The organism is Variovorax endophyticus, from assembly GCF_025376855.1.
Classification (GTDB): domain Bacteria; phylum Pseudomonadota; class Gammaproteobacteria; order Burkholderiales; family Burkholderiaceae_C; genus Variovorax.
Genome location: NZ_JAHUTH010000005.1, coordinates 206,745 through 231,296, shown reverse-complemented (window position 1 = coordinate 231,296; position 24,552 = coordinate 206,745). Strand labels below are relative to the sequence as shown.

24 protein-coding genes are annotated in these 24,552 nt (G+C 71.6%); 15 read left to right on the top strand and 9 right to left on the bottom strand.

Annotated elements, in window-relative coordinates:
- Positions 1–4 precede the first annotated feature (4 nt).
- Complete coding sequence (locus tag KV106_RS08970) at positions 5–1,018, bottom strand: Bug family tripartite tricarboxylate transporter substrate binding protein (protein WP_261209193.1); 1,014 nt, start codon at positions 1,016–1,018, stop codon at positions 5–7.
- Between the two features lie 101 nt (positions 1,019–1,119).
- Between KV106_RS08970 and KV106_RS08965 the strand changes: the two genes are divergently transcribed.
- Positions 1,120–2,016 (top strand): LysR family transcriptional regulator, encoded by an 897-nt coding sequence (locus tag KV106_RS08965; protein WP_057593327.1) that lies wholly within the window; start codon positions 1,120–1,122, stop codon positions 2,014–2,016.
- Between the two features lie 13 nt (positions 2,017–2,029).
- On the opposite strand, the gene thiL is transcribed toward KV106_RS08965, so the two are convergent.
- The 5 genes from thiL to apaG form a co-directional block, all read right to left on the bottom strand.
- Complete coding sequence (gene thiL / locus KV106_RS08960) at positions 2,030–3,004, bottom strand: thiamine-phosphate kinase (RefSeq protein ID WP_261209189.1); 975 nt, start codon at positions 3,002–3,004, stop codon at positions 2,030–2,032.
- 38 nt (positions 3,005–3,042) lie between these two features.
- Positions 3,043–4,263: a YbdK family carboxylate-amine ligase gene (locus KV106_RS08955; RefSeq protein WP_261209187.1), complete on the bottom strand. Its 1,221-nt coding sequence runs from the start codon at positions 4,261–4,263 to the stop codon at positions 3,043–3,045.
- Complete coding sequence (locus KV106_RS08950) at positions 4,260–5,534, bottom strand: cation:proton antiporter (protein WP_057593323.1); 1,275 nt, start codon at positions 5,532–5,534, stop codon at positions 4,260–4,262. Before KV106_RS08950 ends, KV106_RS08955 begins: the two co-directional genes overlap by 4 nt.
- Positions 5,531–7,507, bottom strand: a complete 1,977-nt coding sequence (locus tag KV106_RS08945; RefSeq protein ID WP_261209184.1) for a site-specific recombinase — start codon at positions 7,505–7,507, stop codon at positions 5,531–5,533. Before KV106_RS08945 ends, KV106_RS08950 begins: the two co-directional genes overlap by 4 nt.
- A 78-nt stretch (positions 7,508–7,585) precedes the next feature.
- Positions 7,586–7,981, bottom strand: a complete 396-nt coding sequence (gene apaG / locus KV106_RS08940) for a Co2+/Mg2+ efflux protein ApaG (protein ID WP_261209182.1) — start codon at positions 7,979–7,981, stop codon at positions 7,586–7,588.
- 99 nt (positions 7,982–8,080) lie between these two features.
- Here apaG and KV106_RS08935 point away from each other — a divergent pair, with 99 nt between their 5' ends.
- The 3 genes from KV106_RS08935 to rpe are packed head-to-tail and all read left to right on the top strand — an operon-like array spanning position 8,081 to position 9,526.
- The gene (locus KV106_RS08935) at positions 8,081–8,356 is read left to right on the top strand and encodes a type II toxin-antitoxin system Phd/YefM family antitoxin (protein WP_261209180.1); all 276 of its coding nucleotides are present in this window, start codon (positions 8,081–8,083) and stop codon (positions 8,354–8,356) included.
- A gap of 4 nt (positions 8,357–8,360) precedes the next feature.
- Positions 8,361–8,786, top strand: a complete 426-nt coding sequence (locus KV106_RS08930; protein ID WP_261209178.1) for a type II toxin-antitoxin system VapC family toxin — start codon at positions 8,361–8,363, stop codon at positions 8,784–8,786.
- A 50-nt stretch (positions 8,787–8,836) separates the two neighbouring features.
- A complete protein-coding gene (rpe, locus tag KV106_RS08925; protein ID WP_057593315.1) occupies positions 8,837–9,526 on the top strand; it encodes a ribulose-phosphate 3-epimerase in 690 nt (229 codons plus the stop codon).
- Positions 9,527–9,545: 19 nt separating this feature from the next.
- On the opposite strand, the gene KV106_RS08920 is transcribed toward rpe, so the two are convergent.
- Complete coding sequence (locus KV106_RS08920; protein ID WP_261209155.1) at positions 9,546–9,809, bottom strand: hypothetical protein; 264 nt, start codon at positions 9,807–9,809, stop codon at positions 9,546–9,548.
- A gap of 175 nt (positions 9,810–9,984) precedes the next feature.
- Between KV106_RS08920 and KV106_RS08915 the strand changes: the two genes are divergently transcribed.
- The 11 genes from KV106_RS08915 (at position 9,985) to KV106_RS08865 (ending at position 22,697) form a co-directional block, all read left to right on the top strand.
- Positions 9,985–10,971, top strand: a complete 987-nt coding sequence (locus KV106_RS08915; RefSeq protein ID WP_261209153.1) for a succinylglutamate desuccinylase/aspartoacylase family protein — start codon at positions 9,985–9,987, stop codon at positions 10,969–10,971.
- Positions 10,972–11,056: 85 nt separating this feature from the next.
- The gene (gene ligD, locus KV106_RS08910; RefSeq protein ID WP_409976499.1) at positions 11,057–11,959 is read left to right on the top strand and encodes a non-homologous end-joining DNA ligase; all 903 of its coding nucleotides are present in this window, start codon (positions 11,057–11,059) and stop codon (positions 11,957–11,959) included.
- A gap of 181 nt (positions 11,960–12,140) precedes the next feature.
- A complete protein-coding gene (locus KV106_RS08905; RefSeq protein WP_057593312.1) occupies positions 12,141–14,303 on the top strand; it encodes a thiamine pyrophosphate-dependent enzyme in 2,163 nt (720 codons plus the stop codon).
- Positions 14,300–15,862, top strand: coding sequence for an indolepyruvate oxidoreductase subunit beta family protein (locus KV106_RS08900; protein WP_261209137.1), 1,563 nt, complete (start codon positions 14,300–14,302; stop codon positions 15,860–15,862). Before KV106_RS08905 ends, KV106_RS08900 begins: the two co-directional genes overlap by 4 nt.
- Positions 15,863–15,909: 47 nt before the next feature.
- Positions 15,910–17,082 carry an ABC transporter substrate-binding protein gene (locus KV106_RS08895; RefSeq protein WP_261209135.1) on the top strand — a complete coding sequence of 391 codons (1,173 nt, stop codon included), beginning with the start codon at positions 15,910–15,912 and terminating at the stop codon, positions 17,080–17,082.
- 25 nt (positions 17,083–17,107) lie between these two features.
- Positions 17,108–18,310, top strand: a complete 1,203-nt coding sequence (locus KV106_RS08890; protein WP_064262327.1) for an alpha-hydroxy acid oxidase — start codon at positions 17,108–17,110, stop codon at positions 18,308–18,310.
- Entirely contained in the window at positions 18,303–19,175 is an 873-nt protein-coding gene (locus tag KV106_RS08885) for a branched-chain amino acid ABC transporter permease (protein ID WP_093350744.1), read from the top strand. Before KV106_RS08890 ends, KV106_RS08885 begins: the two co-directional genes overlap by 8 nt.
- Positions 19,172–20,116: a branched-chain amino acid ABC transporter permease gene (locus KV106_RS08880; RefSeq protein ID WP_057593306.1), complete on the top strand. Its 945-nt coding sequence runs from the start codon at positions 19,172–19,174 to the stop codon at positions 20,114–20,116. Before KV106_RS08885 ends, KV106_RS08880 begins: the two co-directional genes overlap by 4 nt.
- A gap of 3 nt (positions 20,117–20,119) precedes the next feature.
- On the top strand, positions 20,120–20,881 hold the full coding sequence (locus KV106_RS08875; protein ID WP_261209130.1) for an ABC transporter ATP-binding protein: 762 nt from the start codon (positions 20,120–20,122) through the stop codon (positions 20,879–20,881).
- A complete protein-coding gene (locus KV106_RS08870; protein ID WP_261209128.1) occupies positions 20,878–21,588 on the top strand; it encodes an ABC transporter ATP-binding protein in 711 nt (236 codons plus the stop codon). The genes KV106_RS08875 and KV106_RS08870 overlap by 4 nt, the downstream gene beginning before the upstream one ends.
- Positions 21,589–21,602: 14 nt before the next feature.
- Positions 21,603–22,697 (top strand): enolase C-terminal domain-like protein, encoded by a 1,095-nt coding sequence (locus KV106_RS08865; RefSeq protein ID WP_261209117.1) that lies wholly within the window; start codon positions 21,603–21,605, stop codon positions 22,695–22,697.
- Positions 22,698–22,700: 3 nt separating this feature from the next.
- Here KV106_RS08865 and KV106_RS08860 read toward each other — a convergent pair whose 3' ends face one another.
- Positions 22,701–23,597 carry a LysR family transcriptional regulator gene (locus KV106_RS08860; protein ID WP_057593302.1) on the bottom strand — a complete coding sequence of 299 codons (897 nt, stop codon included), beginning with the start codon at positions 23,595–23,597 and terminating at the stop codon, positions 22,701–22,703.
- A gap of 67 nt (positions 23,598–23,664) precedes the next feature.
- Positions 23,665–24,495, bottom strand: a complete 831-nt coding sequence (locus KV106_RS08855) for a transglutaminase-like domain-containing protein (protein ID WP_261209112.1) — start codon at positions 24,493–24,495, stop codon at positions 23,665–23,667.
- Between the last annotated feature and the right edge of the window lie 57 nt (positions 24,496–24,552).

The window sequence follows — 24,552 nt, the reverse complement described above, 5'->3', positions numbered from 1 at the left end:
GGATCTATTCGAGCTTGATGTTGGCGGTGCGGATCACCTGCGCCCACTTGCGGGTCTCCGCGCGGATGTAGGCATCGAAGGCCTCGCTCGACCCCGGCGCGGGTTCCACGCCGAGGTTGCGCATCGCGGCCTTGATCTGTTCGTCGCCGAGCGCCGCGTTGATCTCGGCGTTGAGCCGCGCGACCACCGGCGCCGGCGTGGCCGCCGGCGCCACCACGCCGAACCAGCCGGTCGAGTCGTAGCCGGGCAGGCCGGCCTCGGCCACCGTCGGCACCTCGGGCAGCATCGGCAGCCGCGCGGGACTGGTGACCGCGAAGGCGACCAGCTTGCCGGCCTTGATCTGCTGCAGCGCCGAGGGCAGGTCGACCACCGCGACCGGGACCTGTCCCGCGAGCGCGTCGAGCGCGGCCGGGCCCGAGCCGCGGTAGGGCACCTCGACCAGCCTGACCTCGGCCATCTGCGCGAACAGCGCGGCCGACAGGTGCATCGCCGTGCCGTTGCCGCCATGGCCGATCGACAGCCCGCCGGGCTGCGACTTCGCGAGCGCGATCAGCTCGCGCTGGGTGCGCGCCGCGACCGAGGGATGGCCCACGATCACGAACGGGATCGCGGCCAGCATGCCCACGGGCTTGAAGTCCTTGAGCGGATCGAAGGGCATCTGCGCATAGAGGCTCGCGTTGGCCGCGAGCGCGCCCGCCGCGCCCACGCCCAGCGTGTAGCCGTCGCCCGGTGCCTTGGCCACCAGCGTGAGCCCGACGTTGCCGCCCGCGCCGGGCCGGTTGTCGACCACCACCGGCTGGCCCAGCCTCTCGTTGAGCCGCGGCACCAGCATGCGCACCACCGCGTCGGCGCTGCCGCCGGGCGGGAAGGTCACGACCACGCGGATCGGCTTGTCGGGAAAGGCGCCCGCCGCGGGCGCCTGCGCGAAAGCGGGTCCGCCGCACAGCGCGGCGGCCGCGGCCAGCAGCAATTGCCTGCGCGGCGGTTGCATCGCGCCGCGGGCGATCGTTGCGGTCATCGGTACTCCTTGAATGTGCATCCGTGTTCTGGCGCCCGATTGAACGATGGGCGCATTCATTCGTAAATCAAGAAATTCAGAACCAAATATCATGTTTCCTGATGAAAGCGAACTTCAGTCCTACGATCCGCCAGCTGCGCGCCTTCCTCGCCGTCTACCAGCTGCGGCAGCTCAGCGCCGCGGCGCAGCGGCTGTTCGTCACGCAGTCGGCCGTGAGCATGCTGCTGCGCCAGCTCGAGGACGGATTGGGCACGCGGCTGTTCGACCGCACCACGCGCTCGCTCAAGCCCACGGCCGCCGCGCAGGAGATGCTGCCGGCGGCCGAACGCATCCTGCGCGATGTCGATGCGCTCGCTTCCGGCTTTCGCGACCTCGCCACGCTCGAGCGCGGCCGCGTCTCGATCGCGATCACGCCGACCCTGGCCTCCTTCCTGCTGCCCGAGGCGATCGGAGAGTTCCAGCGGCAGCATCCCAAGGTGCGCGTGGTGGTCAGCGACTGCGCGCCCGACCAGTTCATCGCGCGCATCCTCGGCGAGCACGTGGACTTCGGCATCGGCACGCCCGAGCGGCCCGGCGCCGAGGTCGAGACGCAGCGCCTGCTGCGCGACCATCTCGCGCTGGTCTGCCGCGACGACCATCCGCTGGCGCAGGCGCGCGTGGTGCGCTGGACCGACCTCGGCCGCCATCCGGTGATCACGGTGCGGCCCGGCTATGGCGTGCGGCCGCTGATCGACGGCACCGCCAGCGATGCGGGCGTGGCGCTCGAGGTCGCGCACGAGGTGTCCTTTCTCTCGACCGCGCTGTGGATGACCGCCTGCGGCATGGGGCCGTCGATCATGCCCTCGGCCTTCGCGCGCGCGGCGGGCGATCCCTCGCTGGTCATCAAGCTGCTGAGCGCGCCGCGCGTCTCGCGCGACATCTCGGTGGTCACCAAGCGCGGCCACACGCTGTCGGAGGCGGCGCGCCAGTTCCTCGACGTGCTCAAGCGCACGCTGTGAGGAGGACTGGCGTTCAGGCGAAGTGATCGAAGGAGCCGAAGCGCTGCGCCACCGGCGCGCCCGCGGCATCGACGAAGCGCAGCCCGCTCTCGCCATCGATGCGCCCGATGCGCGTGACCGGCGTCGCGCTGTCGCGGCCGGCCTGTTCCACCGCCGCGCGCGCCGAGGCCGGCGCGGTGAACACCAGCTCGTAGTCGTCGCCGCCCGAGATCGCCATCGCGCGCAGCGTGTCGCGTTCCAGCCCCGCGGCGGCGGCCGAGCCGTCGGCCACGGCCGCGATGCAGTGCATCGCGGCGTCCACGTCGAGCGTCGCGCCCACGCGGCTCGCGCGCAGGATGTGGCCGAGGTCGCCCGCGAGGCCGTCGCTCACGTCGGCCGCCGCGCTCGCGATGCCGCGCAGCGCCTGGCCCAGCGCCACGCGCGGCGCGGGCTGCTCCATGCGCGCGCGCGTGCGCTCGAACAGCGGGCCCGGCAGCGACAGCGTGCCGCGGAAGTTCTCGAGCGCCAGCCGCGCATCGCCGAGCGTGCCGCTGATCCACAGCTCGTCGCCCGCGCGCGCGCCCGAGCGCAGCAGCGCCGCGCCGGCCGGCACCTCGCCGAACACGGTGATGCAGAGGTTGAGCGGGCCGCGCGTGGTGTCACCGCCCACCAGCTCGCAGCCGTGCTCGTCGGCCAGCGCGAACAGGCCGCGCGAGAAGCCCTCGAGCCAGCCTTCGTCCACGCCCGGCAGCGCCAGCGCGAGCGTGAAGGCCAGCGGCTTCGCGCCGCAGGCCGCCAGATCGCTGAGGTTGACCGCCAGCGCCTTGTGGCCGAGCCGCGCCGGATCGACGGTCGAGAGGAAGTGCCGGCCCTCGACCAGCATGTCCGAGGAGACCGCGAGCTGCATGCCCGGCGCGGGCGCGAGCAGCGCGCAGTCGTCGCCCACGCCCAGCGGGGAACGGAGGGCGGGGCGTTGGAAATAGCGTTGGATCAGGTCGAATTCACCCATGCGCCGAGCATAAATGCATGCGTTCGGCTGTCCGCCTCTTACGCCGCCCCGCGAAAGCGCAGCGACGCCTGCCGCACCACCTCCGCCAGCAGGCGCTCGCGCCCCTGCCGCTCGCGCAGCCACCGCGCGTCGTTGCGGTTGGTCTCGACGCTGGTGCGCAGCTCGCCCAGCGCCTGGGTGGCGTTGAGCGCCTCGCTGTGCCATTCGAGCTGGGTCATGGTCATCAGGATGTGGTCGCGCAGCGGCATGTGCTGGCCGCTGGCGGGGTCGACGTAGACCGCGTCGAGGCCGAAGCGGCAGGCCTGGAAGCGGTTGTAGGTGTAGACCAGGTAGTCGTCCTCGCTGGGCTCGAAGGGCTGCTCCTGCAGGAACCAGGCGGCCAGCGACTGCACGTAGCCCGCGAGCGCGGCGGCGCGCGCCACGGTCAGCGGGGTGTCGAAGACGCGGATCTCGATGGTGCCGAACTCGGGCTTGGGCCGGATGTCCCAGTAGAAGTCCTTCATGCTGCGCACGACGCCGGTGCGGGTCATGCGCTCGAAGTAGGCCTCGAATTCCTTCCAGCTCGTGGTGAAGGGCGCGCGGCCCGACAGCGGGAAGGCGAACACCGAGTTCAGCCGCGCCGAGTCGAACTGCGTGTCCTGCCCCTGCACGAAGGGCGAGGAGGCCGACAGCGCGATGAAGTGCGGGATGTAGCGCGACATGCGGTGCAGCATCAGGAGCGCCGAGTCGGCATCGGGGCAGCCGATGTGCACGTGCTGGCCGAAGATGGTGAACTGCTTGCTCAGGTAGCCGTAGAGCTCCGACAGCTCGCGAAAGCGCGGCTTGTCGTAGATGCGCCGCTCGTGCCACTGCTGGAACGCATGCGTGCCGCCGCCCACCACCGCGATGTTGAGCTTGTCGGCGTTCTTGATCAGCGCGTCGCGGATCGGCGTGAGCTGCGCGATCACGTCCTGCGCCGAATGGCAGATGCCGGTCGAGATCTCGATCATGCTCGAGGTCATCTCGGGCACCACGCTGCCGGGCAGCGGGGTCTGCGCCATGAGGCGCAGCATGTCTTCCGCATACGGCGCGAGGTCGTAGTCGTGCGTGTTCACGAGCTGCAGCTCGAGCTCGACGCCGAGCGACAGCGCCTCCGACTTGTTGAAGGGCTCGAGCTTGACGGCACGGCTCGCGGGATCGGCCGGCAGCGGCGCCGAGCGCACGTCGTCGCTGTCGGGGTCGATCGCGGCGGTCGGGGTGGGGGTCGTGTTGCTGCTCATCGCTGCGTGTCCTCGGCGGTGCTGCTGAAGGCCTCGGGCGCCCAGGGCACCGAGCTCTCGCCCACCGCGTGGATCGCGACGGTGGCAAGCACGGCGCCCAGCAGCTCCATCAGCAGGATCGAGGGCAGCGCGACCTGGGTGATCATGGTGCCGAGCAGGGGCGAGGCGGTGGCGAAATTGGAGGCGATCAGGAGCGCGATCGAGGACAGCGGCGACATCGCGCAGCCGACCCAGAAGGCCTGCTTCCAGCTCGCGCCGCTGCCGGGATTGGCGATCGCCACGCCGGCGATCTTGGCGACCATGCGCACGGCGATCAGCGCCAGCACCACGCTGGCCACGGGCAGCGTCCAGTCGGCCTGCGCCGCGACGATCGACACCAGCACGAACATCAGCATGGTGAGCAGCGAGGCCGCGGTGCCGAGCTGGCGCTGCCAGGCCCAGGGCTTGGGGTTCAGGGTCTTGAGCAGCACGCCGCCGATCAGCGCGGCCAGCGGCGCGGAGCCGCCGATGTGCGCGGTGACGGCGGCGCCGGCGGCGATCAGCGCGAGCAGCAGCAGCGAGGTGTTCTCGCTGGTCGGGCTCATCACGCGCAGCGCGGTGCGCAGCGCCAGCGCCATCAGCGCGCCGACCACGAAGGACAGGCCCAGCACCACCGCGATCGGGTAGAGCTTCTGCAGCACGGTCTGCGGCGCGCGCTCGATCAGCCCGGCCTGCGCATAGCCGAGCGCGAGCGCGTAGAAGGTGTTGAGCGTGGCCAGCGTCATCGCGCGCTCGGTCACCGGGCCGGCGGCGCGGGTGTCCATGATCACGCGGCTGAGCACCGCCGGCGAGGCGACGATCGCCATCAGCGCGAGCGGGTTGGCCACCGGGTCGGGCAGGCCCAGCAGGCGCAGCACCCAGAACACGCCGAAGTAGGTCAGCGTGGCCTCGAGCAGGCTCTGCACCAGCACCATCGGGTTGTGGCGGAACCAGCGCAGCGGCAAGCGGCCGCCGGCCTCGAACAGCACCACGGCCACGCCGAGCTCGAGCAGGAACAGGCTGATGCCGCGCAGCGGCCAGATCGCGCCCTCGAAGCCGGCGAAGCCGACGATGGTGCCCACGATCGAATAGCCGACCACCTTGGGCATGCCCATGTAGCGGCGCACCAGGTGGCCGGAGGCGGCGGCCGCTGCCAGCAGCAGCGACCACAGCACGGTGGGAAGGCCGGCCGAGGGGCGGGCCCATTCGGACCAGAAGCCCATCAGGTCGGCGGTGAGACTCGTCAGGTTCATGCGGGTAGGAAAAAGCTCGTGGGCCGGCTGCGCCAGCGCTCGCGCAGCGCGCCGCGGATGCGGGCGCGGTCGGCGAGGCTCACGCTGTGCGCGCGCAGCGCCAGCCGGAAGGCGAAATAGAAACTCACGCTCACGTTGAGCGCACCGATCACCGGGATCGCCGCCACCGCCCACCACAGCAGCGGCTGCTGCAGTGCCGGCAGGCCGAGCGACACCGCGGCCGCGCCGATCTGGCCGGCCGACAGCGTCACGTGGCGCACGTCGAGGCCGAGCCCGAAGAAGCCCGCGACCGCGGGCAGCAGTCCGAGCATCAGGCCCAGCGAAATGTTGGCGGCGAAGCCGGAGATATGGGTGCGCATGAAGTCGGCCCATCGGCGGGCCCGGGCGGCACCCAGGACGGCGCCGATGCGGGGGTTGTACCGCATGGCGGAGTCCAGCCTGTGCAGGACAAAGGCGTTTTCTGCCCAGCCCGCGATCAGGCTGGAGGCGAACAGCAGCACCCCCGTGAAGGCCGCGAACAGCACCGTGGGGCCCGCGATCGACAGCGAGCGCAGCACCGCGCCCGCGTGCGCGGCATCGAGCAGCGGCCGCTGCAGCGCCAGCTGCCAGGCGATGGCGAGCGCGGCCACCGCCGGCACCACCACCAGCACGTTGCCCAGCACCGCCGCCACCTGCGAGCGCACCAGGTTGGCGACCTCGTCGACGAATTCGTCGAGGCCGCTGTCGGCGCGGATCCCGCGCAGCCGCGCGGCCAGCGCCGGCGCCGTCATGGCCGGCTGCTTGGTGGCGAGCGTGAGGTGCAGCAGCTGGATCGCGACGAAGCTGGCGGCGTACATCACGCCCGAGCCCAGGCCGCTCCAGAAGGCCGACAGGCCCAGCGCGTAGATGCCGAACTTCGCGAGCACCGTGAGCGAGGTCAGCGCGCCGCCGCCCGCGGCCTTGCGCACCATCTGCCGGTAGCTCGCGCGGTCGCGCGTGATGTAGTGCTCGCCGGTCTCGGCGCTGCGCTCCGTGACCTTGGCCGCGAGCATCGAGGAGTTCGAGGCGATCAGCGCGCGGATGCTGTTGCGCTCGCTGCCGGCCTGCACCAGCCGGGCCACCAGCCGCGCGATGCCGACCGCGGGCGTGGGCGACATCAGGCCGTCGAGCAGCTCGCGGATGCGCAGCACCCGCTCGCGCATCTGGCGCACGCGGAACACCAGGCCGACCGAGATGCCGTTGTCCTCGAGGTGCTCGTAGACCGAGGCGGCGCTCGCGCGGCAGGCATCGAGCCGGTCGCGGAACGCGACGAAGGCCGCCTGCACCGCGGCCTCGTCGCGCGGACGGTCGTCGAACAGCCGCTCGCGCAGCTCGTCGAGCTCGGCCATCAGCGCATGGAAGGGGCGGCTCTCCTCGGTGCTGCGCATGCGCAGCCGCAGCTCGGACGAGAAGCCCGCGGCCACCAGCTGGCTCGCGCAGTAGGTGATCGCGTCCATCAGCGTGGCGCGCCAGCGCGGCACGGCGGTGCCGTCGTCCGCCGTTTCATCGGCCAGCAGCGCGCCGATGCGCACCAGCTGCGAGGCTTCGAGCAGCGCGATCCAGCGCGCGTCGAAGACGCCCGGCAGCACCATGCGGAACAGCTCCGAGGCATCGGTGGTCTCGGGCGTGCCCGGCAGGATCTTGCGGCGCAGCCGCTCGTTGAATTCGCTGAGGAAGGCGGTGCGCGGCGCGAAGCCGTAGTCGGCCAAGAGCGTCGACAGGTCGACGTCGCGCGTGAAGGCGCGCCACCAGGCGCGCACGCGCTCGCGCAGCTCGGGCCGCGCCTCGATGGCGTCGAGCAGCAGCAGCACGCGGCCCATGGCCGCCTGCGGCGAGGCACGGTCGCCGCGCAGCCAGTCGAACAGGTCGATGAGCCAGATGTGGCGCCGAGCCACGTCGGCGGAAGGATCGAGGCCGGCGAGCAGCCCCTGCAGGTCGCGCGAAGCGGCAGCCATGGGAAGAGGGATCGAAAAGGGAGAAGAGGAGGGAGATGCCGCAGCGGGAAGGTGTCCGTGCGGGTGCCCGGGCGGGGGCTAGTGCAGCACGCGCGAGACCGGCGCGCCGCCGACGTCGGCCTCGAGCACGAACATCGGGATCGGCACGTCGAAGCGCTCGCCGTCCTCGGTCACCACGAGGTAGCTGCCATGCATGGTGCCGCTCGCGGCCTGCAGCCGGCAGCCGCTGGTGTAGCGGAAGCTCTCGCCCGGCGCCAGCAGCGGCTGCTGGCCGATCACGCCCAGGCCCTTGACCTCCTGCGCATGCCCCGAGGCGTCGTTGATCAGCCAGTGCCGCGCGATCACCTGGGCACCGGTGGAGCCGGTGTTGGTGATCGTGATGGTGTAGGCGAAGGTGTAGATGCCTTCCTTCGGCGAGGACTGGTCGGCGAGGTAGCGCGGCTCGACCTCGATGGACAGGGGGCTGTGTGACATGCGCGCGATGGTAACTGCTGGTTTTTGGCGCGGGGGGAGCTTCCCGGTGCCGGGCCGGCTTTCTTGCGGAAATGGCGAAGAAGGGATAATCTGGTCGGTATGACCAGAATTTCTCTTCCAGGCCATTGGCCGCTGCAGGACGCCAAGGCGCGCTTCAGCGAACTGGTGCGCCGCGTCCACAGCGAGGGGCCGCAGCACGTCACGGTCCACGGGCGCGACGAGGTCGTGGTGATGGCGGCCGAGGAGTTCCAGCGCCTGCAGGGCGCGCGCACGGGCCAGGCCCTGGTCGACATGCTGCAGGCCTCGCCCCATCGGGACATCGAGCTGTCGGTCGGCGCCTCCGAAGCCTCGCCGGTGCGCAGCGTCGAGCTGTGATGCCGTGAGCGGCTTCCTGCTCGACACCAACGTGCTGTCCGAGCTGCGGCGCCCGCGCCCCGAGCCCCGGGTGGTCGCCTTCGTCGCGGCACAGCCGCTGGAAAGCCTGTTCGTCAGCACCGTCACCTTCGCCGAAATCCGCTTCGGCATCGAACTGGTGGCCGACATCCACAAGCGCGCCCAGCTCAGCGACTGGCTGCAACTGCAGCTGCGGCCGATGTTCGGCTACCGCGTGCTGCCGGTCGGCGAGGACGTGATGTTCAAGTGGCGGCTGATGGTCGAGCAGGGCCGCAAGGCCGGGCGCACCTTCTCGCAGCCCGACCTGATCATCGCCGCCACCGCCGCGCAGCACGGCCTCGCGGTGGTCTCGCGCGACACGGGCGGCTATGCCGGCACCGGCGTCGCGCTCGTCGATCCCTGGCAGGCGTAGAAGTCCGGGAGCTCCGCTGCGCCTTTGGCCGGCTGCGACAATCGCCGCCCATGACCTTCCGCATCGCCCCCTCCATCCTTTCCGCCGACTTCGCCCAGCTCGGCCAAGAACTCTCGGACGTGATCGCCGCGGGCGCGGACTGGATCCATTTCGACGTGATGGACAACCACTACGTGCCGAACCTGACCTTCGGTCCGATGATCTGCCAGGCGCTCAAGCCGCATGCCAAGACGGCCGACGGCACGCCGGTGCCGATCGACGTGCACCTGATGGTGCAGCCGGTCGACGCGCTCGCGGCCTCGTTCGCGCAGGCCGGGGCCGACTACATCAGCTTCCACCCCGACGCCACGCCGCACGTGCACCGCAGCATCCAGGCGATCCGCGCGGCCGGCTGCAAGCCGGGGGTGGTGTTCAACCCGGCGCGCGGGCTCGAGGTGCTCGACTGGGTCATCGACGACATCGACCTGATCCTGATCATGAGCGTCAACCCGGGCTTCGGCGGCCAGAGCTTCATCGACTCGGCGCTGCGCAAGATCGAGCAGGCGCGCAAGCGCATCGAGCAGAGCGGGCGCGACATCCGCCTCGAGGTCGACGGCGGCATCAAGGCCGACAACATCGCGCGCGTGGCCTCGGCCGGCGCCGACACCTTCGTGGCCGGCAGCGCGATCTTCAACGCCAAGGACTACGGCGCCGTGATCTCGCAGATGCGCACGCAGCTCGCGGGCGTGGCCGCCGCCTGAGCGGCCGCGGGCCGTCGACTCAGCGCCTGGACTGCTCGCCGACCTTGTCGGCGCGCAGCCCCTGGTCGGTGTCGACCAGGCCGCGTTCCACGTCGTCATGCGCGCGGCGGCCACGTTCGGTCGGCTTGCCGTCGCGGGTCTGCTGGCTGTCCGAGGACTGGTCGTGCTCGTGCGGCAGCCGCGGCGACGACTCGCCGCCCTGTTCGACCTTGGTCTTGCCACCGCCCGCATCCTGCTGCGGATCGGCGGGCTGCTTGCGGGGCGCGGTGTTGTCCTTGGCCATGGAGAATCCCTTCGGTCGTTGATCGACATCCAGCTTGCGCGGCCACCCGCGGGCACCTGGTAGGACAGTCCAGGGGGCCGCTGTAGGCTTCTGCTTTCCACGTTGCCGCGAGGATCGGCGCTATGAAAAGAGGAGCATCTTTGCGCCCGTCATGGCGCCTCCCCATAATCCCCGCATGGCTTCCTCTCCCTTCGACGCCGTCGCGCACGACAGCATCCGTCTCCATGCCTTCGCCTCCCTGAACCCCGGTCCCCGGCTGCTCGTGATGGGCGGCGTGCATGGCGACGAGACCAGCGGCACCGCCGGCATCGAGCGGGTGCTGGCCGAATTCGCGGCGGGCGAGCTCGCGCTCTTGCGCGGCGAGCTCACGCTGGTGCCGGTGGCCAATCCGCTGGCGCGCCGGCGGTTGCAGCGCGAGGGCGAGCGCAACCTCAACCGGCTGTTCAAGCCCGCGGCCGAGCCGGCCGACTACGAGGCCCGCGTGACCAATGTGCTGGCGCCCGTGATCGCGCGCCACGAGGTGCTGCTCGACCTGCATTCCTTCCAGAGCGCGGGCGAGGCCTTCGCGATGATCGGCCCGCGCGACAACACCGGCACCCTCGAGCCCTTCGCGCGCGCCGCCGAGGAAGGCCGGCTGGCGCTGCACCTGGGCACGCCGATCGTGGTCGAGGGCTGGCTCGACATCTATGCCGCGGGCCTGGCGCAGCGCGGCGCCGCGGTCGACGAGGCCGCCATCGACTTCGGCCGCGGCACCAACGAATACATCCGCGGCTGCGGCGGCTACGGCGTCACGCTCGAATGCGGCCAGCACCAGGATCCGCAGGCGCCCGAGGTGGCCTGGCGCGCGATCCGCCGCACCTTGGCGCTGCTGGGCATGGCGGCGCTGCCGCCGGGCCTGTCGGCCGGCCCCGACGTGCCGCCGCGCCTGTTGCGCCTGGCCAGCGTGACCGACCGGCTGCATGCCGAGGACCGCTTCGCGCGCGACTGGGCCACCTTCGATCCGGTGCGGCGCGGCGAGCTCATCGGCACGCGGCACGACGGCACGCCCGTGACCGCGCCCGACGACGGCTGCATCGTGTTCCCCAACGCGCTCGCGCTGCCGGACACCGAGTGGTTCTATTTCGCGCGGCCCAGCGAACGGCGGCTCGACGGCACGGCCTGAGCGCGAGGAATACACGGCGCGCCGTCGCGTTCCTACATCCGCGGCCCCGGGCGAGCACGAACATGGCGGACCAAGGAAACGAACCATGGCCGCCGACCGCCAGCCATCCACGCCGCGCATCACCCATGCCGACCGCCTCGTCGACGCGAAGAGCGGCATCGTCAAGGGCGAGCTCGCCGCCTACTACGCGCGCGTCGCGCCGCTGATGCTGCCGCATCTGCGCGGCCGGCCGGTGGCGCTCGTGCGCGCGCCCGACGGCATCGCGGGCGAGCTGTTCTTCCAGAAGCATGCGCAGCACGGCGAGATGGCCGGCGTGGGCCTGCTCGACCCGGCGCTCGATCCCGGCCACGCGCCGCTGCTGCAGATCGACACGGCCGAGGGACTGCTCGGCGCGGCGCAGTTCAACGTGGTGGAGTTCCACACCTGGAACGCGCTCTCGCGCGCCTTCGCCCAGCCCGATCGCATGACCTTCGACCTCGACCCCGGCGAGGGCGTCGAATGGCCGCGCATGCAGGAGGCCGCGCTGCTGGTGCGCACCCTGCTCGACGAGCTCGGGCTGCCGTCCTTCCTCAAGACCAGCGGCGGCAAGGGCCTGCACGTGGTGGTGCCGATCCGGCGCGCGCACGGCTGGGACGAGGTCAAGGGCTTCTCGCAGGCCATCGTGCAGCAGCTCGCGCGCAGCGTGCCCGAGCGCATCGTCGCCAAGAGCGGGCCGCGCAACCGCGTCGGAAAAATCTTCGCCGACTACCTGCGCAACGGCTTCGGCGCCACCACCATCAGCGCCTGGTCGGCGCGCGCGCGGCCGGGCCTGGGCGTGTCGGTGCCGCTGGACTGGGACGAGCTGTTCGAGGTCGACAGCGCCGATCACTGGACCGTGGCGACCATCGCCGAGCGGCTCGACATCGGCAACGCGCCCTGGGCCGCGATGGAGCGCAGCCGCAAGGGGCTCGGCGACGCGATGCGCAGGCTCGGTCACCTGGTGAACTGAACGCTCTCGTCCCGCGCGGACGGCTGGCCGCGATCGAGCGACATCACATCGAATTCATCGATGTGTAACTCCCACTCCATCGATTGGGCAAATAAGCAGGTACTCCTAAAGTCCCCGTCCACGAGCCACCCACGATGAAATGCGGCGCTTCCCGCGGCGCCGGCCGGAGACAAAGAACACCATGGAGCGATCCTTCGCCGAAGAAGTCAAGCGCCTCTCGCTGGGCGCGAACGAGGAATTCCACGGCGAGGGCATCCTGGCCGTCACCAAGGCCCTGCTGCAATCGGGCGTGAGCTACATCGGCGGCTACCAGGGCGCGCCGGTCTCGCACCTGATCGACGTGCTCGGCGATGCGCGCGAGCTGCTCGACGAGCTCGGCATCTACTTCGAGAACAGCGCCTCCGAGGCCGGCGCGGCCGCTATGCTCGGCGCCTCCATCAACTACCCGGTGCGCGGCGCCGTCACGTGGAAGTCCACGGTCGGCACCAACGTCGCGTCCGACGCGCTGTCCAACCTGGCCTCGGCCGGCGTGCAGGGCGGCGCGCTGGTGATCCTCGGCGAGGACTACGGCGAGGGCTCGAGCATCATCCAGGAGCGCACCCACGCCTTCGCGATGAAGTCGCAGATGTGGCTGCTCGATCCGCGGCCCAACCTGGGCTCGATCGTCGACGCGGTGGAGCAGGGCTTCGAGCTGTCCGAGGCGAGCCAGACGCCCGTCATGCTGCAGCTGCGCATCCGCGCCTGCCACGTGCACGGCAGCTTCGTCTGCAAGGACAACCGCGCGCCGGCCATCTCCACGCGCGAGGCCATTTCGCAGCCGCGCTTCGATTTCGCCAACATCAACCTGCCGCCCTCGATCTACGCGCAGGAGCGCATGAAGATCGAGTCGCGCTGGCCGGCCGCGCTGGCCTACATTCGCGACGCGCGGCTCAACGAACGCTTCGACGGCGACTGCGCCGACGTCGGCCTGGTGCTGCCGGGCGGCCTCTACAACGGCACCCTGCGCGCGCTGCAGCAGCTCGGCCTGGCCGATGCCTTCGGCAACAGCCGCATTCCGCTGCAGGTGCTCAACGTGGTCTACCCGATGGTGCCCGACGAGCTCGTCGATTTCTGCCGCGGCAAGCGCGCGGTGCTGATGGTGGAAGAGGGCCAGCCCAACTACATGGAGGACGCGCTGCACGCGATGCTGCGCAAGGCCGGCTGCGACACGCGGCTGCACGGCAAGGACATCTTCCCGATGGCCGGCGAGTACACCGGCGAGGTGCTGGTGCGCGGCCTGGCCGAGTTCATCCGCCAGGCGCGGCCCGAAGCGCTCGGCGACCAGGGCGCGGTGCGGGTGGCCGACAGCGCCGCGCCGCTGGCCGCGCTCAAGCCGCGCGCGGTCGAGGCGCTGGGCGTGCCCGTGCCGAGCCGGCCGCCGGGCTTCTGCATCGGCTGTCCCGAGCGCCCGGTGTTCGCCGCCATCAAGCTGATGCAGAAGGAACTCGGCAGCGTGCACGTCAGCGCCGACATCGGCTGCCACACCTTCGGCACCCTGCCGCCGTTCAACACCGGCAGCACGGTGCTCGGCTACGGACTGGGCCTCGCGAGCTCCTCGGGCATCGCGCCGCTGATGGGCAACCGGGTCGTCAGCATCATGGGCGACGGCGGCTTCTGGCACAACGGCTTCACCAGCGGCGTGGTCAACGCGGTCTACAACGGCCAGGACTCGGTGCTCGTGATCCTGAAGAACGGCTACACCTCGGCCACCGGCACGCAGGCCATCCCCTCGTCGCCCACGCAGCCCGCGGCCAAGCCGCTGACCTTGGACATCGAGGCCGCGCTCAAGGGCGTGGGCGTGGGCTGGGTGCGCAAGGTGCGCAGCTACAGCGTGGCCGAGATGCGCGACACGCTGCAGGAGGCGATGACCACCGAGGAGGGCGGCCTCAAGGTCATCATCGCCGACGGCGAATGCCAGCTCGAGCGCCAGCGCCGCATCAAGCCCGTCACGGCCGCGAAGCTCAAGCGCGGCGAGCGCGTGGTGCGCACGCGCTTCGGCATCGACGACGACGTCTGCACCGGCGACCACTCGTGCATCCGGCTGTCGGGCTGCCCCTCGCTCACCATCAAGCCCAACCCGAGCGCGCTGCGCACCGATCCCGTGGCCACCGTCAACCAGGGCTGCGTGGGCTGCGGCCTGTGCGGCGAGAACGCGCACGCCGCCATCCTCTGCCCCTCGTTCTACAAGGCCGAGATCGTGCAGAACGCCGGCACCTGGGAGCGCCTGCTGCATCGGCTGCGCAGCGGCGTCATCGGCCTCATGGCCGGCAAGGCGCGCGACCGCGCGGAGGCACTGGCGGCATGAACGACACCCCCTTCGAAGACGCACCGCGCATCGTGACCGTGCTGGTTGCCGCCATGGGCGGCGAGGGCGGCGGCGTGCTGGCCGACTGGCTGATCGCCGCGGCCACGGCCCAGGGCTTCCCGGTGCAGAGCACCTCGGTGCCCGGCGTGGCGCAGCGCACCGGCGCCACCAACTACTACATCGAGATCTACCCGGTCGAGACCGCGCGGCTCGGCGGCGCGCGCCCGGTGTTCTCGCTCACGCCGAGCCCGGGCGACGTCGACATCGTCGCCGCCTCCGAGCTGATGGAGGCGGGGCGCGTGCTGCAGGGCGGCTTCGTGCATCCGCAGCGCACCACGCTCGTGGCCTCGACGCACCGCGAGTTCGCGGTGGCCGAGAAGTCCGCCATGGGCGACGGCCGCTACGACGGCCGGCGCGTGAGCGAGGCCGCGCGCGAGCTCGCGCGGCACAGCCACCTGTTCGACATGCGCGCGCTGGCCTGGCGCCACGGCACGGTGATCAACACCGTGATGTTCGGCGCCATGGCCGGCAGCGGCGCGCTGCCGTTCTCGCGCGAGGCCTGCGAGCAGGCGATCCGCGCCTCGGGCAAGGCGGTGGAGGCCAGCCTCAAGGGCTTCGCGGCGGGCTTCGAGCAGGTGACGCGTCCCACGCCGGATGCCGCCGTCAGTGCCGCCGCGGCGGCGCCGCGCGCGCCCGTCGACCCGCGCATCGCCGCCATGCCCGAGCCGCTGCACGAACTGCTGGGCCATGGCCTGCAGCAGGTGCTCGACTACCAGGACGCGCGCTACGGCGCGCTCTACCTGCAGCGCGTCGACGCGGTGCTCGCGCTCGAGCGGCCCTTCGGCGGCGAGCTGCCCGTGACGCGCGAGACCGCGCGCCATCTCGCGCTGTGGATGAGCTACGAGGACGTGATCCGCGTGGCCGACCTCAAGACCCGCGGCGAGCGCCTGCAACGGGTGCGCGAGGAAGTGGGCGCGCGCCAGGGCGAGCCGCTGCGGCTGACCGAATACCTGAAGCCGGGCCTCGACGAAGTCTGTTCGCTGCTGCCGCCGCGCGCCTCGGCCTGGCTGCGCCGGCGCCTGGCCCACAAGGCGCACCGGCTCAACGTGGGCCTGCACATGCGCACCGACACCGTGCTGGGCTTCGCCATGCTGTGCGGCCTGCGCTCGCTGCGCGTGCTGCGCCGCGCGGGCGCGCGCTATGCGATCGAGCAGGCCATGATCGAGCGCTGGCTCGACACCGTGCGCGCCGCGCTCGCGCTGAGCCCGCGGCTGGCCTACGAGATCGCGCTGTGCGGCAACCTGGTCAAGGGCTACGGCGAGACCAGCGAGCGCGGCCATCGCAACCTCGGCGCGGTGCTCGACGACATGCAGGCCCGGTTCGCCGCGCCGCCCGGCGACGCCGCCGCGCTCGCGCAGGCGGCCGAGCGCGTGCGCGCCGCGCGCGAAGCCGCGCTGGCCGACCCCGAGGGCCGCACCCTGGCACGCGCGCTGGGCCTGCCGCCGCCCGCGCCGCGCGTCCACCCCATCCACATCGTGCGGCGAAAGCCGGCGCGCTGAGGGCCCGCATCCCTTCCCCCCAGAGAACGACGACAGGAGACAAGACGATGAGAAACAGCAAGACTTCCACCTCCCTCGGCCGCCGCGCCGTCAACGCGCTGCTGGCCGGCGCGCTGCTGCTGCCGCTGGCCGCGCAGGTCCATGCGGCCGGGCCGATCAAGATCGGCGCCGTGGTCTCGGCCACCGGCCCGGCCTCCTTCCTCGGCGATCCGCAGCAGAAGACGCTCGAGATGTACGTGCGCAAGATCAACGCGGCCGGCGGCGTGCTCGGCCGCAAGCTCGAGCTGGTGCTCTACGACGACGCCAGCGACGCGAACAAGGCCAATGCCTTCACGCGCCGCCTGATCATGCAGGACGAGGTCGACGCGATCCTCGGCGCCTCCACCACCGGCTCCACCATGGCGATGGTGCCGCAGGCCGAGGCCGCGAAGATGCCGCTGATCTCGCTGGCCGCCGCCTCGGTCATCGTCGAGCCGGTCAAGCCCTACGTCTTCAAGATGCCGCACTCCGACCGCATGGCGGCCGAGAAGGTGCTCGGCGAGATGAAGAAGCGCGGCTTCACGCAGTTCGCGCTGCTGTCGGACACCGGCGGCTTCGGCAAGTCGGGCCGCACCGAGACGCTCAAGCTCGCCGAGACGCTGGGCCTGAAGGTGGTGGAGGACCAGACCTACGGCGAGAAGGACACCGACGTCACGCCGCAGCTCACGCGCATCAAGTCCTCGGGCGCGCAGGCCGTGTTCGTGTTCGGCACCGGCCAGGCGCCGGCCATCATCGCGCGCAACCACCAGCAGCTCGCGATGAAGCAGCCGCTCTACACCTCCCACGGCCAGGCCTCGACCGAGTTCATCCGCATCGCGGGCAAGTCCTCCGAAGGCATCCGCATGCCTTCGCCCGCGCTGCTGATCGCCCAGGCGCTGCCCGATGCCGATCCGCAGAAGAAGGTCAGCGTGTCGTATGCCAAGGACTACGAGTCGACCGCGAAGATGGACGTGTCGACCTTCGGCGGCTACGCGCACGACGCGCTGTACCTGCTGATCGACGCGATCCAGCGCGCCGGCGGCACCGACAAGCAGAAGCTGCGCGATGCCATCGAGGCCACCAAGGACTTCGTCGGCGTGAGCGGCATCTACCGCATGTCGGCCACCGACCACATGGGCCTGGACGTGTCCGCGTTCCGCATGGTCGAGATCAAGGACGGCAAGTTCGTGGAAGTCCGTTGAGTTCGCGCGCATCGACGGAGAGCGCATGAATCTCAATGCGAACGATCGCCGCCGGCAGGCGCGCCGGCGGTTGCCGCGCTTCGTCTTCGACTACGTCGACGGCGGCGCGGAGACCGAGGACTGCCTGCGGCGCAACGAGGCCGACCTGGCCGCGCTGCACCTGGTGCCGACCGCGCTGCGCGACACCCGCCATGCCGACCCCGGCATCACGGTGTTCGGCCGGCGCTGGGCCGCGCCGCTGGGCGTGGCGCCCGTGGGCTTCTCGGGCCTGGTGCGCCCGCATGGCGACACCCTGCTGGCCTGCGCGGCGGCCGCCACCGGCGTGCCGCACGTGCTGTCGACGCCATCGAACGACCGGCTCGAGGCGGTGCGCGAGGCCGCGCTGCGGCGCGACCCCGAGGCGCTGCAATGGATGCAGCTCTACGTGATGGGCGATCGCGCCATCGCCGAGCAGCTGGTGCGCCGTGCGCGCGCCGCGGGCTATTCGGCGCTGGTGCTGACGGTCGACGCGGCGGTGAGCGGCTTGCGCGAGCGCGACGTGCGCAACGGCTTTCGGCTGCCGTTCCGCTTCACGCCTTCGACCCTGCTCGACCTCGCGCTGCATCCGCGCTGGTCGCTCGCGATGGCGATGCAGGGCCGCTCGCCCTCGTTCGTCAACCTGGCCGAGGCCGACGACGGCGCCACCTCGGCCCAGCTGCAGGCCGCGCTGCTGTCGCGCACCATGGACCGCACCCTGGCCTGGGAGCACCTGGCCTGGCTGCGCCGGCTGTGGGACGGCCCGCTGCTGGTCAAGGGCCTGCTGCATCCGGGCGACGCCGCGCTGGCCGTGCGCCACGGCGCCGACGGCATCGTGGTGTCGAACCACGGCGGCCGCCAGCTCGACGCGGCGCCCTCGACCATCTCGGTGCTGCCGCGCATGGTCGATGCCGTGGCCGGGCGCATCCCGGTGTTCGTCGACGGCGGTTTCCGCCGCGGCAGCGACGTGGTCAAGGCGCTGGCCGCCGGCGCCACCGCGGCCTTCGTCGGCCGCGCCGCGGTCTGGGGCATGGCCTGCGACGGCGAGGCGGGCGCGCGCGGCGTGCTGGCCGGCCTGGTCGACGACATCGCCCGCACCCTGGTGCTGCTGGGCGCCGACCGCGTGGACGAGGTCGCGCCCCACCACCTGCTCGCCAACCTTCCCTTTCCCGGCAGCGCCGGGCTTTCCCACGCCGGAGCACGCCATGGCTGACTTCATGCAATTCGTCTTCTCGGGACTCACCACCGGCGCGATCTACGCGCTGGCCGCGCTGGGCTTCTCGCTGATCTACAACGCCAGCGGCGTCATCAACTTCGCGCAGGGCGACTTCCTCATGCTCGGCGCCATGATCACGGCCGCGCTGCTCGGCGCCAGCCTGCCCTACGGCGTGGCCGTGGCCGGCGGCGTGCTGGCCACGGTGGTGGCGGGCCTGCTGCTGTACCGGCTCGCGATCAAGCCCGCGGGCGAGGCCAGCGTGGTGTCGCTGATCATCATCACCATCGGCGCCTCGATCTTCATCCAGGGCGTGGTGCAGATCGTGCTCGGCAAGAACCAGCAGACCCTGCCGGCCTTCAGCGGCGACGCGGCGCTGTCGATCCTCGGCGCCTACGTGCTGCCGCAGAGCCTGTGGGTGCTGGGCACGGCCGCGCTGCTGGTGGCGCTTTGCTTCGCCTTCTTCCGCTTCACCATGGTGGGCAAGGCGATGCTCGCGGTGGCGGCCAATGCGCTGGCCGCGCGCGCGGTCGGCATCCCGACCTCGCGCGTGCTGCAGCTCTCGTTCGGCCTGTCGGCACTGCTGGGCGCCGTGGCCGGCGTGGTGGCCGCGCCGATCACCACCACGGTCTACGACATCGGCCTGATGCTGGGCATGAAGGGCTTCGTCGCGGCCACGCTGGGCGGGCTCGGCAGCGCGGGCGGCGCGGTGGTCGGCGGCCTCATCGTCGGCCTGCTCGAGGCGCTGATGGCGGGCTATGTCTCCTCGGCCTACAAGGACGCCGTGCCCTTCGTGCTGATCGTGTTCATCCTGCTGGTCATGCCGCACGGCCTGTTCGGCAGCAAGGGAGCGGAGCGCGTATGAAGGCGTCCTCGCGGGCGCTGCTGCGTCCCTCCCTGCTGCTGCTGGCCCTGGTGCTGGCGCTGCTGCCGCTGGCCATGCCCAACAACTACGTGATCGACGTCGCGGTGCGCATCGCGCTGGCGGCCATCGCCGCCATCGGGCTCAACCTGCTGATGGGCTTCGCGGGCCAGATCAGCATCGGCCACGCGGCCTTCGTCGCCATCGGCGCCTACGGCAGCGGCATCGTGACGGCGCGCTTCGGCTGGCCCGCGCTGCCGGCCATCTGCGCCGCGGCCGTGGGCGCGGCGCTGGTGGCCTGGCTGATCGCCAAGCCGATCCTGCGCCTCAAGGGCCATTCGCTGACCATGGCCACGCTCGGGCTGGGCGTGATCGTCAACATCGTGCTGATCAACGAGGTCGACTGGACCGGCGGCCCCGACGGCATGCCGGTGCCGCCGCTGGCGGTGGCCGGCTTCGCCTTCGCCAAGGTGCTGCACTGGTACGCGCTGGCGGCGGTGCTGCTGTGGCTCGCGGTGCTGCTGTCGCTCAACCTCTACGAATCGCCGGCCGGGCGCGCGCTGCGCGGCCTCAACGGCTCCGAGGTGGCGGCGCGCGTGATGGGCGTGGACGTGGCGCGCTTCAAGGTGCGCGCCTTCGTGGTGTCGGCCGTGTTCGCCGCGGTCTCGGGCAGCCTCACGGCCCACTACCTGGGCTTCATCAGCCCCTCGCTGGCGGCCTTCACGCATTCGGTGGAGCTCGCGACCATGGTGGTGCTCGGCGGCATGGCCTCGACCTTCGGCGCGCTGCTCGGCGCCGCGCTGCTGACCGCGCTGCCGCAGCTGCTGGGCGGCCTGCACGGCTACGAGATGGTGTTCTTCGGCCTGGTGCTGATGCTCACCATGATGTTCCTGCCCAAGGGGCTGGTGCCCACGCTCGCGCTGCGGCTGCGCAGGAAGGGCTGAGCCATGCTCGAAGTGAAGAACCTCAGCAAGTCCTTCGGCGGCGTGCATGCCATGCAGGACGTGAGCTTCAGCGTGCGCGCCGGCTCGGTGCATTCGGTGATCGGGCCCAACGGCGCCGGCAAGACCACGCTGTTCAACCTGATCAGCGGCGTCTACGAGCCCACGCGCGGCGAGATCCTGCTCGACGGCGAGAACGTGGCGGGCATGGCGCCCGACCGGCTCGCGCGGCGCGGCATGAGCCGCACCTTCCAGAACCTGCAGGTGTGCATGAACATGACCGCCTGCGAGAACGTGATGCTCGGCGCCCACCTGCACACGCGCAGCTCGCTGCTGGGCGGAATGACCGGCGCCACGCGCCGCGCCGACGCCGCGCTGCGCGAGGAGGCGCTGCGGCTGATCGACTACGTGGGCGTGGGCCGCCATGCGCATGCCCATGCCACGCAGCTCTCGTTCGGCCTGCTCAAGCGGCTGGAGATCGCGCGCGCTCTCGCGAGCCGGCCGCGCCTGCTGCTGCTCGACGAGCCGGCCGCGGGCCTCAACGACACCGAGACCCACGAGATCACCGAACTGATCCGCAGCATCGCCGCCTCGGGCGTGACGGTGCTGCTGGTGGAACACGACATGAAGCTGGTGATGAACATCTCCGACCACCTGCTGGTGCTCGACTACGGCCGCAAGCTCGCCGAGGGCACCGCCACCGAGGTGCGCGCCAACCCGCAGGTGATCGCGGCCTACCTGGGCACCGAGGCGGAGGCTGCCGCATGAGCGATGTCGCACTGGAAGTCAGCGGCCTGCGCGCCGGTTACGGCCGCATCGAGGCGCTGCACGGCATCGACCTGCGGGTCGGCGCGGGTGAACTGGTGGCGCTGGTCGGCGCCAATGGCGCGGGCAAGACCACGCTGTTGCGCGCGGTCTCGGGCCTGATCCGCGGCAGCGTCGGCAGCGTGCGCCTGTTCGGCCGCGAGATCGCGCGCGACAGCGCCGACGCGCGCGTGCGCGCCGGCCTGGCGCAGGTGCTCGAGGGCCGGCAGGTGTTCGGCCCGCTGTCGGTGCAGGACAACCTGCTGCTGGGCGGCTACACGCGCGCCGAGCGCCGCGCGCAGCGGCTGGACGAGATGTACGCGCTGTTCCCGGTGCTCGGCGAGAAGCGCCTGCTGGCGGCCGGCACGCTGTCGGGCGGCCAGCAGCAGATGCTGGCGATCGCGCGCGCGCTGATGTGCGAGCCGCGCATGCTGCTGCTCGACGAGCCCTCGATGGGGCTGGCGCCGCTGCTGGTGAAGGAGATCTTCGGCGTCATCGCGCGGCTGAAGTCGCGCGGCATCCCGATCCTGCTGGTGGAGCAGAACGCGCATGCCGCCCTCTCGGTGGCCGATCGCGGCTACGTGCTCGAGACCGGCGCCATCGCGCTCGGCGGACCGGCCGCGCAACTGCTCGGCGACGAGCGCGTGAAGGCCGCCTACCTGGGCCTGTGAGGAACGACGCACGCATGAACTCCATCCCCGATACCGGCCTGCGCGTGGCCGACGTGCAGGCGCGCTGCGTCAACGTGCCGCTCGAGCATCCGGTGCGCACCAGCGTGGGCGTGGTGGCGACCGCGCCGCTGGTGCTGGTCGACCTGCACGCCGACGACGGCACCGTCGGCCATGCCTACCTGTTCACCTACACGCCGCTCGCGCTGCGCGCCACCCGGCGCATGGTGCTGACCCTGGGCAGCGTGCTCAAGGACCAGCCGCTCGCGCCCTTCGACCTCGACCGGCTGCTGGCGCAGCGGCTGCGCCTTTTGGGCCGCACCGGCATTGCGCTGATGGCCGGCGCCGGGCTGGACATGGCGGCCTGGGACGCGCTGGCCAGGGCGCGCGGCGTGCCGCTGGTCGAGCTCTTGGGCGGCACGCGCCGCGCCATCGCCGCCTACGACAGCCACAGCATGGACGGCCTCGCGCTCGGCACGAAGCGCGCCGCGCTCGCGGCGGCGCAGGGCTTTCGCGCCATCAAGACCAAGATCGGCCATGCCACGCTGGCGGAGGATCTCGAGGTGGTGCGCGCGCTGCGCGCCGTCGTCGGCGAGCGTGTCGAGCTGCTGGTGGACTACAACCAGGGCCTGAGCGTGCCCGAGGCGGTGCGCCGCATCCGCGCGCTCGAGGACGAGGGCGTCGGCTGGGTCGAAGAGCCCACCTTGCAGGAGGACTACGCGGGCCATGCTCGCATCCGCGAGCGCGTGGCGCTGCCGCTGCAGATGGGCGAGAACTGGTGCGGCCCCGAGGAGATGGCCAAGGCGCTGCAGGCCGGTGCTTGCGACCTCGCGATGCCCGACGCGATGAAGATCGGCGGCGTGACCGGCTGGCTGCGCGCCGCCGCGCTGGCGCAGGCGCACGGCGTGCCGATGTCGAGCCACATCTTCCAGGAGGTCAGCGTGCACCTGATGGCGGTGACGCCGACGGCCCACCTGCTCGAGCGCATGGACCTGGCGGCGCCGGTGCTGGCGCGGCCGCTGGCCTTCGAGGACGGCATGGCGACCGCGCCGGCCGAGCCCGGCACCGGCATCGCGTGGAACGAGGAGGCCGTCAGGCGCTGCCTCGTGTGAGGTTCAGAGCTTGCCGAGCGTGCGCACGATCTCGTCGACCAGCCAGCGGTGCGCCGCGCTGTACTCGTGGCGCGCATGCCAGTGCGCCTGCACCTGGAAGTCGGGCAGCGCCAGCGGCAGCGGCAGCGCCTTGAGCCCGCCCTGGCGCACGTAGAGGTCGGCCACGCGCGAGGGCAGCAGCACCAGCAGGTCGCTCTGCGACAGCAGCTGCGGCAGCACGGTGAACTGCGGCACGCGCGCCACGATGTTGCGGTTGATGCCGCGCTCGGCCAGCATGTCCTCGATCAGGAAGTGGCCCGAGCGCGGCGACGACACCATCACGTGGCGCGCCGCCGAGAAGGCCGCGAGGCTCATGCGCTCGCCGATGCTCGGATGGCTGGCCGACATCAGGCACACGTAGTGCTCGCGGAACAGCAGCGCGCCGTGCATCGGCGAACCCAGCGCGGGGATGTTGCCGACCGCCATGTCCAGGCGCCCGGTCGACAGCTCCTCGCCCAGCGTGTCGGAGATCTGCGCGATCTCGATCTCGATGCGCGGCGCCACCTCCTGGAAGCGGCGCAGCAGCGGCGGCACGAAGTACAAAACGCCGATGTCCGACATCGCGAGCCGGAAGCGCCGCGTCGAGCGCAGCGGATCGAAGCTGGCGTTCTGCTCGAGCGTGCCCTCGACCATGGTCAGCGCCTCGCGGAAGCGCTGGAACAGCTGCTCGGCCATGCCCGTGGGCACCAGGCCGTCGCTGCCGCGCGAGAACAGCCGGTCGAGGTAGACCTTGCGCAGTTTCGCGAGCGCGTAGCTCACGGTCGACTGCGTGACGTCGAGCCGCTCGGCCGCATGGGTCACGCTGCGGGTTTCGTAGATCGCGACGAACACGCGGACGAGGTTGAGGTCGAGGTGGCTCATGCGCGGCTTGCGGTTCGTGGGGCGGCGCCTGAATGTGCCACAAGGCGGGCCCCGCGGGCCGCCGGCGCTAGCGCTCTTCTTCCGTCGTCACGTCGAAGCGCGCCAGCGTGTGCGCGCCGAACATCATCGTGATCGGCACGTCGGCCGCGTCGCGCCCGCGCGCCACCGTCACGCGGCCGATGCGGCGCTGGTTGTGGCGCGCGTCGAAGGTGTGCCAGCGGTCGCCGAGGTAGACCTCGAACCAGGCGCTGAAGTCCATCGGCGAGCGCACCGGCGGCACGCCGATGTCGCCGAGGTAGCCGGTGACGTAGCGCGCCGGGATGTTCATGCAGCGGCACAGCGTGATCGCCAGGTGCGCGAAGTCGCGGCACACGCCGGTGCCCTCGCGCAGGCCCTGCGCGGCGGTGCGCGTGGCGCGCGCGCTCGCGTAGTCGAAGCGCAGGTGGCCGTGCACGAAGTCCGAGATCGCCTGCACGCGCGACCAGCCCGGCGCCACGCCGCCGAAGCGGTCCCAGGCGAACTGCAGCAGCTCGCTGTCGACCTCGCAGTAGCGGCTGGGCAGCAGGAAGGCCAGCGTCTCCACCGGCAGCGCGGCGGGGCCGTGCTCGACGGCGTCGCGCTCCACCGGGTCGGGCGTGCCGGGGTCGGCGATCACGGCCTGGTTGCGCAGCCGCACGTTCGTCACGCCCGCGGAGATCTGCACGCGCGCGCAGGCATTGCCGAAGGCGTCGAAGTAGTGGTCGGTGAACAGCGGCGGCTCGAGCGTGAGCTGCTCGCCGCCGCCGCGCAGGTCCGCCACGCGCGAGGGATGGACCTGCAGCATGTAGACCAGCGCGGTGGGCGCGATGGGGGCCGTGGCGAGCGCGAGCTCGATGTCGAAGCCGATCCGGATGAGCATGGGTTCTTTCGCGGGGGAGATTCCCCGACACCCATCTTGGGGTCGAAGACATGCGCG